The organism is Kineococcus haloalkalitolerans (assembly GCF_050871905.1).
GTDB lineage: Bacteria > Actinomycetota > Actinomycetes > Actinomycetales > Kineococcaceae > Kineococcus.
Map to the genome: position 1 here is coordinate 1 of NZ_JBJLSH010000006.1, position 16,123 is coordinate 16,123.

General features: G+C 78.7%; 15 protein-coding genes. 7 read left to right on the plus strand and 8 right to left on the minus strand.

Annotated elements, in window-relative coordinates; genetic code table 11:
• Positions 1 to 100: 100 nt before the first annotated feature.
• Positions 101 to 1,516, minus strand: a complete 1,416-nt coding sequence (locus ACRYMY_RS04195) for an aspartate aminotransferase family protein (RefSeq protein ID WP_432546015.1) — start codon at positions 1,514 to 1,516, stop codon at positions 101 to 103.
• A 142-nt stretch (positions 1,517 to 1,658) separates the two neighbouring features.
• Between ACRYMY_RS04195 and ACRYMY_RS04200 the strand changes: the two genes are divergently transcribed.
• Positions 1,659 to 3,341 carry a PucR family transcriptional regulator gene (locus tag ACRYMY_RS04200; protein ID WP_432546016.1) on the plus strand — a complete coding sequence of 561 codons (1,683 nt, stop codon included), beginning with the start codon at positions 1,659 to 1,661 and terminating at the stop codon, positions 3,339 to 3,341.
• A gap of 118 nt (positions 3,342 to 3,459) precedes the next feature.
• On the plus strand, positions 3,460 to 4,113 hold the full coding sequence (locus ACRYMY_RS04205; protein ID WP_432546017.1) for a CBS domain-containing protein: 654 nt from the start codon (positions 3,460 to 3,462) through the stop codon (positions 4,111 to 4,113).
• A gap of 30 nt (positions 4,114 to 4,143) precedes the next feature.
• Here ACRYMY_RS04205 and ACRYMY_RS04210 read toward each other — a convergent pair whose 3' ends face one another.
• Complete coding sequence (locus ACRYMY_RS04210) at positions 4,144 to 4,554, minus strand: pyridoxamine 5'-phosphate oxidase family protein (protein ID WP_432546018.1); 411 nt, start codon at positions 4,552 to 4,554, stop codon at positions 4,144 to 4,146.
• Positions 4,555 to 4,754: 200 nt separating this feature from the next.
• Between ACRYMY_RS04210 and ACRYMY_RS04215 the strand changes: the two genes are divergently transcribed.
• Entirely contained in the window at positions 4,755 to 5,501 is a 747-nt protein-coding gene (locus ACRYMY_RS04215; RefSeq protein WP_432546019.1) for a hypothetical protein, read from the plus strand.
• 16 nt (positions 5,502 to 5,517) lie between these two features.
• On the opposite strand, the gene ACRYMY_RS04220 is transcribed toward ACRYMY_RS04215, so the two are convergent.
• The 4 genes from ACRYMY_RS04220 to ACRYMY_RS04235 all read right to left on the minus strand — a co-directional run bounded on the left by ACRYMY_RS04220 (position 5,518) and on the right by ACRYMY_RS04235 (position 10,080).
• Positions 5,518 to 7,230 (minus strand): GAF domain-containing sensor histidine kinase, encoded by a 1,713-nt coding sequence (locus ACRYMY_RS04220; protein WP_432546020.1) that lies wholly within the window; start codon positions 7,228 to 7,230, stop codon positions 5,518 to 5,520.
• 35 nt (positions 7,231 to 7,265) lie between these two features.
• Entirely contained in the window at positions 7,266 to 7,931 is a 666-nt protein-coding gene (locus ACRYMY_RS04225) for a response regulator (protein WP_432546021.1), read from the minus strand.
• Positions 7,932 to 7,984: 53 nt separating this feature from the next.
• Positions 7,985 to 8,965 (minus strand): universal stress protein, encoded by a 981-nt coding sequence (locus tag ACRYMY_RS04230; protein WP_432546022.1) that lies wholly within the window; start codon positions 8,963 to 8,965, stop codon positions 7,985 to 7,987.
• 104 nt (positions 8,966 to 9,069) lie between these two features.
• Positions 9,070 to 10,080: a universal stress protein gene (locus tag ACRYMY_RS04235; RefSeq protein ID WP_432546023.1), complete on the minus strand. Its 1,011-nt coding sequence runs from the start codon at positions 10,078 to 10,080 to the stop codon at positions 9,070 to 9,072.
• Between the two features lie 166 nt (positions 10,081 to 10,246).
• On the opposite strand from ACRYMY_RS04235, the gene ACRYMY_RS04240 reads away from it, so the two are divergent.
• From ACRYMY_RS04240 to ACRYMY_RS04255, 4 genes are all read left to right on the plus strand, one after another.
• Positions 10,247 to 12,706, plus strand: a complete 2,460-nt coding sequence (locus tag ACRYMY_RS04240) for a phosphoketolase family protein (RefSeq protein WP_432546024.1) — start codon at positions 10,247 to 10,249, stop codon at positions 12,704 to 12,706.
• Positions 12,707 to 12,798: 92 nt separating this feature from the next.
• The gene (locus ACRYMY_RS04245; protein WP_432546025.1) at positions 12,799 to 13,575 is read left to right on the plus strand and encodes an ABC transporter permease; all 777 of its coding nucleotides are present in this window, start codon (positions 12,799 to 12,801) and stop codon (positions 13,573 to 13,575) included.
• Between the two features lie 50 nt (positions 13,576 to 13,625).
• Positions 13,626 to 14,630 (plus strand): ABC transporter substrate-binding protein, encoded by a 1,005-nt coding sequence (locus tag ACRYMY_RS04250; protein WP_432546026.1) that lies wholly within the window; start codon positions 13,626 to 13,628, stop codon positions 14,628 to 14,630.
• Positions 14,627 to 15,370: an ABC transporter ATP-binding protein gene (locus tag ACRYMY_RS04255; protein WP_432546027.1), complete on the plus strand. Its 744-nt coding sequence runs from the start codon at positions 14,627 to 14,629 to the stop codon at positions 15,368 to 15,370. The genes ACRYMY_RS04250 and ACRYMY_RS04255 overlap by 4 nt, the downstream gene beginning before the upstream one ends.
• A 19-nt stretch (positions 15,371 to 15,389) precedes the next feature.
• On the opposite strand, the gene ACRYMY_RS04260 is transcribed toward ACRYMY_RS04255, so the two are convergent.
• Together ACRYMY_RS04260 and ACRYMY_RS04265 are read right to left on the minus strand one after the other, a co-directional pair.
• A complete protein-coding gene (locus tag ACRYMY_RS04260; RefSeq protein WP_369070564.1) occupies positions 15,390 to 15,611 on the minus strand; it encodes an RNA-binding S4 domain-containing protein in 222 nt (73 codons plus the stop codon).
• Positions 15,612 to 15,657: 46 nt separating this feature from the next.
• The gene (locus ACRYMY_RS04265) at positions 15,658 to 16,050 is read right to left on the minus strand and encodes a hypothetical protein (protein ID WP_432546028.1); all 393 of its coding nucleotides are present in this window, start codon (positions 16,048 to 16,050) and stop codon (positions 15,658 to 15,660) included.
• Between the last annotated feature and the right edge of the window lie 73 nt (positions 16,051 to 16,123).

Below are 16,123 nucleotides of genomic sequence, written 5' to 3' on the forward strand. Positions count from 1 at the left end.
CCCCCCCCCCCCCCCCCCCCCCCCCCCCCCCCCCCCCCCCCCCCCCCCCCCCCCCCCCCCCCCCCCCCCCCCCCCCCCCCCCCCCCCCCCCCCGGGGCCCTCACAGCAGGGTCATCGCCTCCTGCAGCGTCGTGCGCAGCACGGACTCCATCTCGTCGAACTCCGCCTGCCCCGCCGTCAGCGGCGGGGCCACCTGGACCACCGGCTCGCCGCGGTCGTCCGGGCGGGCGTACAGGCCGTTGCGGAACAGCGCCCCGGGCAGGAACTGCTTGACGAGCAGCTCGCGCTCGGCCGGCCCGAACGTCTCCTTGGTGGCCCTGTCCTTGACCAGCTCGACGGCCCAGAAGTACCCGTCGCCGCGCACGTCGCCGACGATGTCCAGGTCCAGCAGCCGGCGCAGGGTCGCGCCGAGGGCGGCCTCGTTGTCCAGGACGCGCTGGTTCAGGCCCTCGCGCTCGAACAGGTCCAGGTTCGCCAGGGACACGGCCGCCGAGACGGGGTGGCCGGCGAAGGTGTACCCGTGCGGGAACCACGTGCTCCCCTCCAGGAACGGCTCCATCACGCGGTCCGTGGTGATCATCGCCCCGATGGGCCCGTAGCCGGAGCTCATGCCCTTCGCGCACGTGATGACGTCCGGCTGGTAGCCGAACTTCTCGCAGGCGAACATCGTGCCGTGGCGGCCGAAGCCGCAGATCACCTCGTCGGAGACGAGCAGCACGTCGTGGCGGTCGCAGATCTCGCGCACCCGCTGGAAGTACCCCGGCGGCGGGGTGAGGCAGCCGCCGGAGTTCTGCACCGGCTCCAGGAACACCGCCGCCACCGTCTCGGGCCCCTCGAAGAGGATGGCCTCCTCGATCCGGTCCGCGGCCCAGCGGCCGAACTCCACCGGGTCGGTGGGCGCACCCATCCGCTCCGCGCGGTAGACGTTCGTGTTCGGTACCCGGAAGCCCCCGGGCACCAGCGGTTCGAACGCCTGCTTCATCGGTGGCAGCCCCGTGATGGCCAGCGCCCCCTGCGGGGTGCCGTGGTAGGCGGTCATCCGGCTGATGACCTTGTGCTTCATCGGCTTGCCGGTCAGCTTGAAGTACTGCTTGGCGACCTTCCACGCGCTCTCGACGGCCTCACCACCACCGGTGGTGAAGAACACCCGGTTCAGGTCCCCCGGCGCGTACCCGGCCAGGCGGGCGGCCAGCTCCACGGCCGGCTCGGTGGCGTAGCCCCACACGGGGAAGAACGCCAGCTTGCGCGCCTGCTCGGCCACCACCTCGGCCAGCTCCTCGCGCCCGTGCCCGGCCTGCACCACGAACAGGCCCGACAGGCCGTCCAGGACCTCGTGCCCGTCGGTGTCCCACAGCCGGCACCCCTGGCCGCGCTCGATGACGGGCACCGCCTTGTCGCGGTAGGCGCCCATCCGCGTGAAGTGCATCCACAGGTGGTCGCGGGCGGTCTGCGACAACCGCTGCGACCTGCCGCTGGCGGGGGCGCTCGCCGCGCCGGGCTGCTCGGTGACGGTCACGTCTCCTCCTGGTGGCTCGCCGGACGGCTCGGAGCTCCTCCTCCCACCCTCCTCCCCCACCCGCCCCGCGCCCAGCGACGGAGTGTCATGCCGATCGGCTCAGAGCCGACGGTCCGTCAGGGCGCCCGGCTAGGGTCGCGCCGTGCCGCTCACGGTCGCCGACGTCCTCGCGCTGCCCGTCGTGGCCGCCGGGGACCCGCGCCTCCTCGTCGGCGGGCCCGGGCTGGGCGCCGCGGTGCGCTGGGTCCACGTCACCGAGCAGACCGACCTGACGGGGCTGCTGGGCGGCGGGGAGCTGCTGCTGTCCACCGGCATCGGGCTGGGCGGGCCCGGCTTCGACGCCGCCGGGTACGTCGCCTCGCTGCGCGAGGCCGGCGCGGTCGCGCTCGTCGTGGAGCTCGGCCGCCACCTGGCGCGGCTGCCGGCGCCGCTCGTCGGCGCCGCGCGCGAGGCCCGCTTCCCGCTGGTCGAGCTGACCCGCGCGGTGCGCTTCGTGGCCGTCACCGAGCAGGTGCACGCCACCGTGCTGCACGAGCAGTACGAGCGGCTGCGCTTCTCCGAGCGCGTGCACGAGGCGTTCGCCTCGCTGGCCACCGGCGGCGGCACCGTCGAGGAGGTGCTCGACCGGGCGGCCGCGCTCACCGGGCGCGTCGTCGTCCTGGAGGACCCCGGCCACCACGCCGTCGCCCACGCCGGTGCGCCCGCCGCGGACGCGCTGCGGGACTGGCCGGCGCGCTCGCGCCGCGCCGACGCGCTGGAGGGCTGGCCCACCGCCCCCGTCGGGCCCGTCGGCGCCCGCTGGGGACGGCTCGTGGTGCCCGAGCGGGTCGCCGAGCCGGTCGCGGCACCCGTGGTCCCTCCCGCGCCGGGGGTCCTCGCTCCGGCGGGGCCCGGGCAGGTCCGGCTCGTCCTGGCGCGCGCCGCCGAGGCGCTCACCGTCACCCGCCTGCTCGACCCGGGCGCCGGTGACCCCGCCCAGCACGCCGCCGCCCGGCTGCTGCGGGACCTGCTGCGCGGCAGGGCGTCCGAGGAGGAGGACCTGCGAGCCCGCGCCCGCGCGCTGGGCCTGCCCGCCCGCGCGCGGCACGTGCCGCTGGCCGTGCACGCGCCCCCGCCCGCCGAGCCGGGCGCCGTCGCCGACGCCGTGGCCGCCGTCCTGGCCCGGGGGCGCACCGGCGGGCTGTCCGGCGTCGTCGGCCCGCGCCTGGTCGGGGTCCTGCTCGCCGTGCCCGCCGAGGCTCCCGGTGACGGCGGCGGCGCCGGTGACGACCCCGCCCGCGCGGCCGCGGACCGCTTCGCCGCGCAGCTGCTGCGCGAGGTGCGGCGGCGCGCGCCCGCCGCCCCGCCCGGCGGGGCTCCCGTGGTGGCTGCGGCGGGCACCGGCGCCGCGGGCGCCCTGGCCGCCGCCGGGGAGGGCTTGGCCGAGGCCGTGCACGTGGCGCGCGCCGCCGCCGGCCTGCCGCACCGCGTCCCCGGCACCGTCCACCGCGCCGCCGACCTCGGCGCGCGCGGGCTGCTGTGGTGGCTGCGCGGCGACCCGCGCCTGGCCGCCTACGTCGAGGAGCAGCTGTCCCCGCTGCTGACGGGCGGCCCCGGCGCCCCGGACGGCCACGACGCCGGGGAGCAGCTGGAGCTGCTGCGCGCGTGGCTGGAGGAGGGCGGGTCGGCCACCCGCCTGGCGCGCCGGCTGCACCTGAGCCGCCCGGCCGTCTACGCCCGCGTCGAGCGGCTGCGCGCGCGCCTCGGCCGGCCCCTGGACGACCCCGAGACGCGGCTGTCGCTGCACCTGGCCCTGCTGGCCCGCGACGCGGCGGGCGGCGGCTGAGCGCGGCCGGACGACCCCGGCGCGCCTGGCGCGACGGCCCCGCGCGCGGGATGATCGGCCCGGCGCCCCGCAGCGAGCGCGGGCTGCGCGGGCGAGGCGGTGGGCAGGACCCGGGGAGGTGGTCGCCGTGCTGGTGCGGGAGGCGATGAGGACGCCCGTGGTGACGGTGCAGGAGGACGACCACGTGGCCCACGCGGCCCGCGTCCTGCTGCACCACGGCATCTCCTCGGTGCCGGTGCTCGACGGCGACGGGCACCTCGTCGGGATCGTCAGCGAGTCCGACCTGCTGCGCGACCGCGTCGGCCGCGACCCGCGCGCGCACCTGTCCAGCCGGGAGGACGTCGCCGAGGAGGGCGCGCCGCCGCCGCGGCTGGTCGCCGAGGTCATGACGACCCGCCCGCTGACCGTCGACGCGGCGGGCGACCTGGCCGACGCCACCGAGCTGATGCTGGACCGGTCCGTGAAGGCCGTGCCCGTGCTGGACGGCCGCCGCCTCGTCGGGGTCCTCGCCCGGCGCGACGTGCTGCGCACCGTCGCCCACGCCGACGACGACGTGCGCGCGGCCGTGCTGGCGCGGCTGGCCGACGACCTGCCCGGCACCGCGTGGACGGTCGAGGTGGAGGACGGCGTGGTGACGCTCGACGGCCCCGCGGAGGCCTCGCAGCACCGCATCGCCGCCGTGCTGGCCCGCACCGTCCCCGGGGTCGTGCGGGTCAGCGCCACCGACGAGCACGTCTCCTACGACCAGCCGGTCCCGCGCGCCCGCCCCTGAGGACGCGCCGGGCGCGACGGACGGGCGGCGTCAGGAGGCGCTGGCCAGCTCCGGCGGGCCGATCCGCCGGCCCGTCACGTGCGCCAGGTCGAGGGCGAACAGGACCTCGCGCACGCCCGGCGCCCACGTGTCCAGGGCCGTGCGCACGGCCTCCGGCTCGGGGCCGGTGACGCGGCGGCAGCGCCCCGAGACCGTCACGCTCCACCCGCTGCGGCGCGCGGCGTCCACCGAGTCGGCGTTGAAGGCGATGACGGCGTCGTCGACCGCCCGCTCCAGGGCCGTGCCCTGCGCCGTGCGGAACCACAGGCGCTCGCCGACGACGGCGTAGTTCATCGTCGCCACCGCGGGCAGCGCGTGCTCGGTGTAGACGGCCCGCCCGATGCCGCGCTCCCCGAGCAGCCGGCGGCACTGCGCGGGGGTGAGGGCTGCGAGGTCGGTCACCACACCACCGTCCCCGCGCGGGTCCCCGCGCGGGAGGGCCGAAGGTCCCCCCGCCCGGATCGGGCGAACCCCTGGCGCGCGCGCCCCGCGCGAGGCACGATCCCTGCACCCGGACGACGCCGTCCGGGCCGGTGGCCGCCGCCCGCGGGGCCGCCGGGGTCCGACGACGAGGTCAGACGAGGCCAGACGAGGAGGTCACCGTGGCCCACGTCCCCCTCCCGCCGCAGGCGGGCCCCCCGCGCGACCCCGTCCCGGCGCACCCGCCGCGGCCGTGGAGCCCGCGGCGCTGGGCCAGCGTGTCCATCGCGCTGGGGGCCCGGCGCCGCAACCCGCTGGTGACGCGCGCGCACCTGGCCGAGGCGGTCCTGCTCTGCGCGGTCGTCACCGGCTCCCTGGGCGCAGCCGCCGCCGCCGGGATCACCGCCCCGGCCGCGGGGGACGCCGCGGCCGCGCTCGCGGCCTCGCAGCGCGCGCACGCCACCCCCGTCTCGGCGCAGGTCGAGGTGCACCGCAGCGAGGGCTGGTGGGGCGGGCTGGAGGCGCCCCGCGCGACCGTCGCCTGGACCTGGCACGGGGAGCCGGTGGTGCGCGAGCTGACCGTCGCGGAGCTGTCCGCGGCCCGCGAGACCAGCTACGCGGAGCAGCAGGCCGGCACGCCCGTGGTGTGGGTGGACCGCTCCGGGCAGCTCGTCGAGCGCCCGCCGACCCCGGCCGCGGCCCGCACCGACGCCGTCCTGCTGCACCTGCTGCCCGGCGCGGGCGCCCTCGCGGCGGGCGCGGTCCTCGGCGCCGGGGTGCGCGCCGTGGGGGTGGGGGGGGCGGGGGGGGGGGGGGGGGGGGGGGGGGGGGGGGGGGGGGCGGGGGGGGGGGCGGGGGCGCGGCGCCGGCCCAGCGCGGCGTGGGAGCGCGACTGGCGGCGCTGGGACCAGGGCCGCCGGGTCGGCTGACGCGCGGTCCGCGACCTCAGGCGGGCGGCAGGGGCACCGACCAGCGCACCCGCGTCCCGCCGCCCGGGCGCGGGCCCACCTCGCACGTGCCGCCCAGGGCCTGCGCCCGCGACACCATCGTGTCCAGGCCGCCGCGGTGGCCGTGTGCCACCGCGGGCAGGCCGCGGCCGTCGTCGTCCACCTGCAGCAGCAGGTGCGCCGCACCGGCGCCCCCGTCGTCGCCGCCGGCCGCGCCGACCTCCAGCAGGACGTCCACCCGCCGGGGTGCGGCGTGCTTGGCGGCGTTGCTGAGGGCCTCGCGCAGCACCGCGAGCGCCTGCTCCTGCACCCCCGCCGGGACGGCGGCCAGGTCCCCGCGCACCAGCACGACCGGCGTGCGGCCCAGGGCCTCGGCGCCCGTGCGCACGACCTCGTCGACCGCGGCGCGCGGGTCGCGGCGCACCACCCGGTCGCGCAGCTGGAAGATCGCCCGCCGCAGGTCGCGGATCGTCTCGTCGATGTCGTCGATCGAGCCCTCCAGCTTGGCGGCGACCGCCGGGTCCGCGACCGACCCGCCCGCGGACTGCAGGGTGAGCCCGACGGCGAACAGCCGCTGGATGACGTGGTCGTGCAGGTCGCGGGCGATCCGGTCGCGGTCGTCGAGGACCGCCATCCGCTCGCGCAGCGCATGGCCGGCGGCCACCTCGCGGGTCAGGACGAGCTGCTCGGCGAACTGCCGGGAGCTGACCGGCTCGGGCACGCCCGCCGACGGCCCGTCCTCCAGCCAGCCGACCGCCAGCGCGGCGCGCAGCCGCCCCGCCAGGCGCACGGGGACGAGCGCGGCCGTGCGCGCCGCCCAGCCCAGGTGCGCCGGGTCGACGGGGGCCGCCTCCTCCACCCCGGCCAGCAGCTCCTCCAGCGCGGCCGCGGCGGGCGCGAGGGTGCGCGTCACCCCGCCCGGCCCGGCCGCCCGCGCCGACGTGGAGGTGGCCAGCAGCGCGGTGCCGCCCTCCCCACCGGCGTCCTGGGCGACCTCCAGGAGGGCGACCACGTCGGCGTCCTCGACCTCGCGGGCGGCGCCGAGCGCCTCGGTCAGCGCCTCCTGCGGGTCGGCGCCCGGGCGCAGCACGGCCTGCGTGGCGGCGCCCGCGGCGTGCAGCCAGCCGTTGCGGCGCTGGCTGCGCTCGAACAGCCGCGCGTTCGCGATGGCGATCGAGGCCGCCGAGGCGAGCGCGACCACGACGGCCTCGTCCTCGGCGCCGAACTCGCGCCCGTCCCGCTTGTCGGTCAGGTACAGGTTCCCGAACACCCTGTCGCGCAAGCGGATCGGGACACCGAGGAACGTGCGCATGGGCGGGTGGTTCGGGGGGAACCCGTACGAGCGCGCGTGCGCCGACAGGTCCGCCAGGCGCAGCGGTTCCGGTTCGTCGATGAGCACCCGCAGGACCCCGTGCCCGCGCGGCAGGTCGCCGATGGCGCGGATGTCGTCCTCGCCGAGGCCGGTGGTGAGGAACTGCTCCAGGTCCCCGTCGGGCCCCAGCACGCCGAGGGCGCCGTAGCGGGCGTCGACGAGCTCGGTGGCCGTGGTGACGATCCGCTCCAGGACCGCGGACAGCTCCAGGTCGGCGGACACGGCCACGACCGCGTCCAGGAGGCCGTTGAGGCGCTGCTGGTGGCGCTGCACGGCGGCGGCGCGCTCGCGCAGCTCGCTGAGCAGGTCGTCCAGGCCCACCCCCGCCAGCGCGGGCACCCCGCTGACCGGACGGCCGGCGGACGTCCCGGCGCTCACGACGGGCGGTGGGCCGTGGTGAACAGCGCCGCCTGCGTGCGGCTGGCCAGGCCCAGCTTGGCCAGCACGCTGGACACGTAGTTCTTCACCGTCTTCTCCGCCAGGTGCAGCTCGCGGCCGATCTCCCGGTTGGTCAGGCCCTCGCTCAGCGCCGCCAGGACGCGCCGCTCCTGCCCGGTCAGCTCGGCCAGGCGGGGGTCGGCGGCCAGCGGGTCCTGCAGGCGGCGGCGCACCTCCTCCACGGCCCGCGGGTCCAGCAGGCTCTCCCCGGCGGCGACCGCGCGCACCGAGGCGACGAGGTCGGTGGTGCGGATCTCCTTGAGCAGGTAGCCCGACGCGCCGGCCAGCACCGACGCCAGCAGCGCCTCGTCGTCGTCGTAGGAGGTCAGCACCAGCGTGCGGGTGGCGGGCGAGACGACCCGCACCTGCCGGCACACGTCCACGCCGGAGCCGTCGGGCAGGCGGCCGTCCAGGACGGCGACGTCCGGGCGGGTCATCGTGATCCCCGCGACGGCCTCGGCGACCGAGCCGGCCTCCCCGACGACCTGCAGGCCGCCGGACTCCAGGACGGCGCGCAGCCCCGCGCGCACGACGGCGTGGTCGTCGGTGAGGAAGACCCGCACCGTCCCCGCGCCCGGCTCGTCCGGCTCCTCGGTGCCCACCCGGCTGCCCTCCCGGTCGCTGCGCCGGGCCCGGCACCCGGCTGCGCCCGAGGTTAGTCCCCGACCGCGACCGGCGTCCCCTCCCGGTGGCGGCCGGCGACCTCGTGCGCGCGGGCCGCGTCGGGCACGACGACGACCGGGCCGGTCGAGCGGTGCAGCAGGTCGTGGCTCGTCGAGCCCAGCAGCGCCGTGAGGAACGCCCCGTGCCCGCGCGCGCCCACGACGAGCAGCTGGGCGTGCTCGGCCGCCGTCAGCAGCGCGTCGGAGGGGTGGGCGTCCTCGACGAGCTCGCCGGTCACCTCCACGCCCGGGTGGGCGGCGCGCGCACGGGCGCACACCTCCTCCAGCGACCGCCGCTGCTCCTCCTCGAGGAGCTCCCGCGCCCGGGCCCGGTCCTCCTCGGGCGGCAGCCACGAGCCCGCCGGGTGGTAGGCCCACACCCGCAGCACCCGCACCGCTGTCCCGGCCGCGCGGGCGAGGGCGGCGGCCGCGTCCACGGCGGCGTCCGCCGCGCGCGAGCCGTCGTGCCCGACGACGACGCCGCGGGCGCCGACCGGGGCGTCCTCGCGCACGACGGCCACCGGGCAGCGCGCGTGCGAGGCGGCGTACAGGCTCGTCGAGCCGAGCTGGAAGCCGCCGAACGCTCCCGAGCGCAGCCGGCTGCGCCGCCGGGCGCCCGTCACGAGCAGCGCGGCGCCCTCCGCGGCCCGCCGCAGCGCGTGCCGGGGGTGGTCGCGCGGGACGCTGCGGTGCACCACCAGACCGGGGTGCTCGGCGCGCACCTGCTCGGACAGCTCGTCGAGCGCCGCGCGGGCCGCCCGCTCGGCCTCCTCCGTGATGCGCAGGGCGTGGTGGACGCTGGCCGCGTCGCCCGTGACGGGCAGCGGCACGGCGCTCACCAGCTGCAGCTCCGCCCCGCGCCACGCCGCCTGGCGCGCCGCCCACGCCACCGCCGCCCGGGACCCGGCCACCTCGCCGACCCCGACGACGACGGCGCCGCGGGCCACTCGGCGCTCCGGTCGCTGAACGCTCACCGCTCCACCTCCCCGGCGCGGGTCCCCGTGCGGGGCACCGGCGGTGCCCCCGGCCCCGCGTCCTGACCCGACCCTGCTCCCGCGCGGCCCGCCGGACCAGGGACCTAGGTCACGCGGTGCGCGCCCCCACCGGCCGGGGCCGCACCGGTCAGCACCGGCGACCACGTGCGCGGCACCACCACCACCGGCAGCTCCGTGCGGCGCAGCACCGCGTGGCTCGTCGAGCCCAGCACCGCCGCCAGGAGCCCGCCGCGCCCGCGCGAGCCCACCACCAGCAGGCGGGCGCCCGTCACCGCCTCCGCGAGCACGTCGGAGGCGAAGCGGTCCTCCACCAGGCGCACCTCCACGCCCACCGGGTGCTCGCGCTGGACGTCGCGGGCCAGCGCCTCGGCCTGCGCCCGCAGCTGCGCCACCTGGGCGGCGCGGGTCTGCTGCGGCAGCCGGCCGGCCCCGGCCCGGCCCCGGTCCACGGGTGAGCCGTCCGGCGGCGCCTGCCACACGCGCAGCAGGTGGACGGTCTCGGCGCCGCCCGTCGCCGCGGCGCGCAGGTCGGCCTCGGCCGCCGCGAAGCGGACCGCCGCGACCGAGGCCGGGGAACCGTCGAAGCCGACGACGATCCCGCGGGCGGCGGACGGCGAGCGGCGCACGACCGCGACGGGGCAGGCGGCGCGCCCGGCCAGGTCGACGCTCGTCGCGCCCGGCCGGGACGCCACCGCCCGCGCGCCGGGCCGCTCCGGGCCCCCCGTGACCAGCAGCGCGGCGTCGTCGGCCAGCCGCAGCAGGACCCGCCGCGCGTCCCCGTGCAGCACCGAGCAGCGCACGCGCGGACCGGCTCCCGGCACCCGGTCCAGGTGCGCGCGGACGAGGTCCTCGGCGCGCCGCAGCGCGTCCCAGCCCGCGCCGTCGCGGGCCGTCAGCAGGTCCGCCGACGTCCACCCGAAGGCCGCGCCGAGGGCGTCCTCCGCGGTGGCGGGCTCGTCCACGACGTGCACCAGGTGCAGCGTCGCCCCCCGCAGCACGGCCTCGTCCGCCGCCCACAGCAGCGCCGCCCCGCAGGCGCGCACGTGCTCGACCGCCACGACGACCGCGCGCGACCCGTCCCCCACCGGTTCCACCCCGCGAGGGTGGCCCGGCCCCGGGCCCGGCACCAGGGACCTCCGGCCCTGTCCGGCGCTGCCGCCACCCGGTCGGATCGCTGTCGTGATCACCCCCGCGACCGCCGTCCACCGCGCCACCGGCAGCCGGGTGGAGCAGGCTGGGGACCCCGCACCGAGGAGGACCATGTCCGCCGCCCCGGCCACCGCTCCCGCCGAGACCCCCACCACCGCTCCCGCGCCCGTGCCCGGCCCGCCGCGCCCCCTGGACGACGCCCTGCGCGCGCGCCTGGCGTCGCCGGACGCCGACGAGCTCGCCGTCCTCGACGCCTGGTGGCGCGCGGCGAACTACCTGACCGTCGGGCAGATCTACCTGCAGGACGACCCGCTGCTGCGCCGCCCGCTGACCGCCGACGACGTCAAGGCGCGGCTGCTCGGGCACTGGGGCACCAGCCCCGGGCTGTCGTTCGTGTACGCCCACCTGTCCCGGCTGGTGCGCCTGACGGACCAGGCCGCCCTCTACCTGACCGGCCCCGGGCACGGCGGTCCCGCGCTCGTGGCCGCCGCCCACCTGGAGGGCACCTACACCGAGCGGTTCCCGCACGTCGGGCAGGACGCCGAGGGCCTGCGCCGGCTGTTCCGGCAGTTCTCCTCCCCCGGCGGCATCCCCAGCCACGTCTCGGTCACCACCCCGGGGTCGATCCACGAGGGCGGGGAGCTGGGGTACGTCCTCGTCCACGCCTTCGGCGCCGTCATGGACAACCCCGACCTGCTCGCGCTGGCCGTCGTCGGCGACGGGGAGGCCGAGACGGGGCCGCTGGAGGGGTCCTGGAAGGGGATCTCGTTCCTCGACGCGCGCCGCGACGGCGCCGTCCTGCCCGTCCTGCACCTCAACGGCGCGAAGATCTCCGGCCCGACCGTCCTCGGGCGCAAGGACCCCGCGGAGGTGCGGTCCCTGCTCACCGGGCACGGCTACGACGTGCTGGAGGTCGGCGGCGACGACCTGCCCGGGATGCACGTGCGGTTCGCCGAGGTCCTCGCCCGCGCGTACACCTCGATCCGCCGGATCCAGGAGGAGGCGCGCACCGGGGCCGCACCGGCCGGGCGGCCGCGCTGGCCCGTGGTCGTGCTGCGCACCCCCAAGGGCTGGACCGGCCCGCAGAGCGTCGACGGCACCCCGGTGGCCGGCACGTTCCGCGCCCACCAGGTCCCGCTGTCCGGGGTGAAGGACGACCCCGCGCACCTGCGGCTGCTGGAGGAGTGGCTGCGCTCCTACCGGCCCGAGGAGCTGTTCGACGCCGACGGCGCGCCCACGGACCTCGTGCGGGCGGCGAACCCCGCCGGGACGCTGCGGCTGTCCGCGACCCCGCACGCCAACGGCGGGCTGCTCACCCGCGACCTCGACCTGCCCGACGTGCGCGGCTACGCCGTCGACGTCGACCGGCCCGCCGCCGCGCGCGCGGAGTCCACCCGCCGCCTCGGGGAGCTGCTGCGCGACGTGTACCGGCGCAACCCCGACACGTTCCGGCTGTTCTGCCCCGACGAGACGGAGTCCAACCGCCTCGGCGCCGTGTTCGAGGTCAGCGACCGGGCGTGGGCCGAGCGCGTGGAGGACGGCGACGTGTCCCTGTCCGCGGGCGGGCGGGTGATGGAGGTCCTCAGCGAGCACAACTGCCACGGCTGGCTGGAGGGCTACACCCTCACCGGCCGGCACGGCCTGTTCGCCACCTACGAGGCGTTCGCGATGGTCAGCGCCTCCCAGACCGTCCAGCACGCCAAGTGGCTGGAGGAGGCCGGGAAGCTGCCGTGGCGCGCGAGCGTGCCCAGCCTGAACGTGCTGCTGACCTCCACCGCCTGGCGCAACGACCACAACGGGTTCTCCCACCAGGGCCCGGGCCTGCTGCAGGTCGCCATCACCCAGCGCCCGGAGGTCTCCCGCGTGTGGCTGCCGCCGGACGCGAACTGCCTGCTGCGGGTGGCCGACCACTGCCTGCGCAGCCGCGACCGCGTCAACCTCGTCGTCATCGACAAGCAGCCGCAGCTGCAGTACCTGACGATCGACGAGGCCGCCGAGCACTGCGCGCGCGGCGCCTCCGCGTGGGCGTGGGCCGGCACCGACGACGGCTCGACCGACCCCGACGTCGTCCTCGGCTGCGCCGGCGACGTGGTCACGATGGAGACGGTGGCCGCGGCCGCGCTGCTGCGCGAGCGGCTGCCGCAGCTGCGGGTCCGCGTCGTCAACGTCGTCGACCTCATGTCGCTGCCGCGCCCGAAGGACCACCCGCACGGCATGTCGGAACTGCGGTTCCGGGAGCTGTTCACCGACACCGTCGACGTGGTGTTCGCCTTCCACGGGTTCCCCGGCGCCGTGCACCAGCTCGTCCACGGCCGCCCCGACGCCGACCGGTTCCACGTCCGGGGTTTCGTCGAGGAGGGCACCACCACCACGCCGTTCGACATGACGGTGCGCAACCGCGCCTCCCGCTACCACCTCGTGCTCGACGCGCTGCACAACGCCCGCCGGCTGCCGCCCGGCGCGGACGACCTGGCGGCGTTCTGCCGCTCCCAGCTCGAGCGGCACGAGCGGTACGTCGTCGAGCACCTGGTCGACATGCCCGAGGTGGCGGACTGGACGCTGCCCGGCTGACCCCGCTCCCCGGCCGGCGCCCGGGCACCCGGGTCCGGGCACCTGCGTACGGTGTCCCGGGCGCCGGCGGGCGGCGGCCGGGGAGGAGCGCGGTGCGGTCGGTCGGGACGGTCCTGCTGACCGGTGCGCGGCCCTGGCTGAGCACCCTCGCGCTGCTCGTCCTCTGGCAGGCCCTGGCCACCGCGGGCGCGCTGGACCCGCGGACCCTGCCCGGCCCCGACGTCCTCGCCCGGACCGCCGCGGAGCTGCTGCGCAGCGGCGAGCTGGCCGGGGCCGTCGGCGTCAGCCTGGCGCGCGTGGCCGCCGGCACCGTCCTCGGCGTCGGCCTCGGCCTGGCCGCCGGCCTGCTCGCCGGCCTGTCCCGCCTGGCGCACGACGTCGTCGACCGGCCCGTGCAGATGGTGCGCACCGTGCCGTTCACGGCGCTCGTGCCGCTGTTCCTGCTGTGGTTCGGGCTGGGCGAGACGCCGAAGGTGGCGCTCGTCGTCGTCGCCACGGCCGTCCCGCTGTACCTGAACACCGTCGCCGGGGTGCGCGGCGTCGACCACCGGCTCGTCGAGGTCGCCCGCGTCAACGGCCTGTCCCGGTGGCGGACCGTGCGCCGCGTCCTGCTGCCGGGGGCGCTGCCGTCGGTGCTGGTGGGCCTGCGCTTCGCGCTCGGGGTGGCGTGGGTGGCCGTCATCGTCGCCGAGACCGTCAACGCCGACCGCGGCGTGGGGCACCTGCTGACCACCGGCCGCACCTACGCCCGCACCGACGTGGTCGTCGTGTGCATCGCCCTGTACGCCGCGCTGGGGGCGCTGACCGACGCGGCCGTGCGGGCCCTGGAGGCGCGGCTGCTGCGCTGGCGCACCCCCGCCACCGGGTGAGGTGCGGGTGGTCGCGGACACTGGTCCCCCGCCCCGCGACCGGAGGTCCCGTGCTGTTCGTCCCCGCCCGCCCGCCCCGGCGCGCCGTCCTCACCGGCGCGCTCGCCGCCACCCTCAGCGCCGGGCTCGCCGGCTGCGCCCGCGACGGGGGCGCCGGCGGGACCGGCGCGGCCGCCGCGGCGCTGCGGGTCGGCCCCCTGACGACGCAGAACACCCTCAGCCTCGCCCTGGCCTCCGGCCTCCTGGAGCGCCACCTGGCCGACGCCGGCCGCGAGCTGAGCGCCGCCACGCCCTTCGCGGCGTTCGCCCCGGCCGCCGAGGCGCTCGCCGCCCGGCGCATCGACGCCGGCAGCGGCAGCTCCACCGCCCTCGTCGCCGCGCTGCGGGGCGGGCCCGGCCCGGTCGTCTTCGCCGTCGAGGTCGACGAGGGCGCCAGCCAGGGCATCGTCGCCACCGGCGGCAGCGGCGTGCGCACCCTCGCCGACCTGGCGGGGCGCTCGGTGGCCGTCAACGAGGGCGGCACCGGCGACTACCTGCTGCGCCTGGCGCTGGAGCGCGAGGGCATGACGGTGGACGACGTGCGGCCCGTCCACCTGGGGCCGCCGGACGCGGCCACCGCCTTCGCCAGCGGGCAGGTGGACGCCTGGGCGACCTGGGACCAGTACCTGGCCACCGCCCAGGCGCAGCCGGGCACCGCCACGCTGGCCCTGGCCCGCGACATCGGCGCCGCCAACCGCACCGTCCACGTCGTGCACCGCGAGTTCCTCGACGCCGACCCCGTCGCCGTGCGCGCCGCGCACGAGGCGCTCGTCGAGCAGGCCGCCGCGGTGGCCGCCGACCGGCGGGTCCTCGTCGACGCCTACACGGCCGCCGGCGCCTCCGCGGAGATCGCCGAGGCCGTGGCCGCCCAGGGCGGCGCCTCGCGCGTCGTGCCCGCCGACGAGGCGTTCCGCGAGGAGCTGCAGGGCGTCGCCGACTTCTACGCCGCGCAGGGGCTGACGCCCACCGCCACCGACGTGGGCGGCGCCGTCGTCGACGTGACGACCCTGGCGTGAGCCGCGCGCCGGCCGCAGCGGTCGACGGGGGGCCGGACGGGGGGCGCGACGTGGTGCGGCTGCGCGGCCTCGTGCGCGAGCTGGGCGGGCGCCGGGTGCTCGACGGCCTGGACCTGACGATCGCCGCCGGGGAGTTCACGGCCCTGCTGGGGCGCAGCGGGTCGGGCAAGAGCACGCTGCTGCGCACCCTCGCCGGCCTCGACCCGGCCCCGGCGGAGGGCACCGTGCTGCCGGCCCTCGTGGGCACCGCCTTCCAGGAACCTCGCCTGCTGCCGTGGGAACCGGTGTGGCGCAACGTGGTCCTGGGCGCCGGGCCGCGCGCCTCCCGCGAGCTGGCCCGCTCGGCGCTGGCGGAGGTGGGGCTGGAGCACCTGGCGGACGCCTGGCCGCTGTCGCTGTCCGGCGGGGAGGCGCAGCGGGTGTCGCTGGCCCGCGCGCTCGTGCGCGGGCCCGACCTGCTGCTGCTCGACGAGCCGTTCAGCGCGCTCGACGCGCTGACCCGGCGCTCGGTGCACGCGCTCGTGCGCGACCTGCACGCCCGCCACCGCCCCGCCGTGCTGCTGGTGACCCACGACGTCGCCGAGGCCGTGGCGCTGGCCGACCGGGTGCTGGTCCTGGACGGCGGGCGCACCACCGCCGAGCGGCGGGTGACGCCCGCCGTGCGCGGCGACGACGCGGCCGCGGCCGCCCTGGTGCGCGACCTGCTCGGGGCGCTGGGGGTGCCCGCCGGGCCGGTGTGAGCGGCCCGGGCGCGCCGGCTCAGCCGACCTGGCGCACCCGCCAGGCCCGGCCTGCGACCTCGACGACGTCGCCGTCGGCGAGCTGGCGGCCGCGGCGCTCCTCGACCTCGCCGCTGACCGTGACGTCCCCGCCGGCCAGCAGCTCGCGGGCCTCGCCGCCGGTGCCGACCACTCCGGCCAGCTTGAGGAACTGACCGAGGCGGACGGTGCCGGTCACGTCGACGTCGCGCGGGGTGCTCACCGCTCCAGCCTGCCGTCCCGGCCCGGCGACCGCCGCCCCGGGGTGGTCAGGCGTCGTCGTCGACGGCGAGCGCCGCGAGCACCGCGGCGATGCGGTCGGCGTCGGCGCGGGTGAGGCGCTCGGGGACGACGACCTCGGCGTGGCCGCCGCGCAGCAGCGGGACGGTGTGCCGCAGCACCCCGGCCGCCGGGGCCACCCCGACGACCTCCGCGTCCACGGTGCCGGCGTCCGCGGCCGACCGCCGGGGACGCACCGGCTCGTCGACGGAGTCCTCCACGGGCTCGGCGGCCTCCGGGCGCGCTCCGGCCCCGCCGAGGAACGCCTTGAGCCGCTCGACGCCCTGCGCGGCCACCCGCTCCGCGGCCGGGTCCAGCCGGCCCTGCCGCAGCAGCTGCTGCAGCACCTGCTCGAGGGGCTTGTCCCCCGGTCGCTCGTTCATCGTCCCCGCTGCCCTCCACGTCGTCCGCCGGGCGCCGGCGCGCCCCGCTCGAGCCTCCACCCAACCGCGGCGG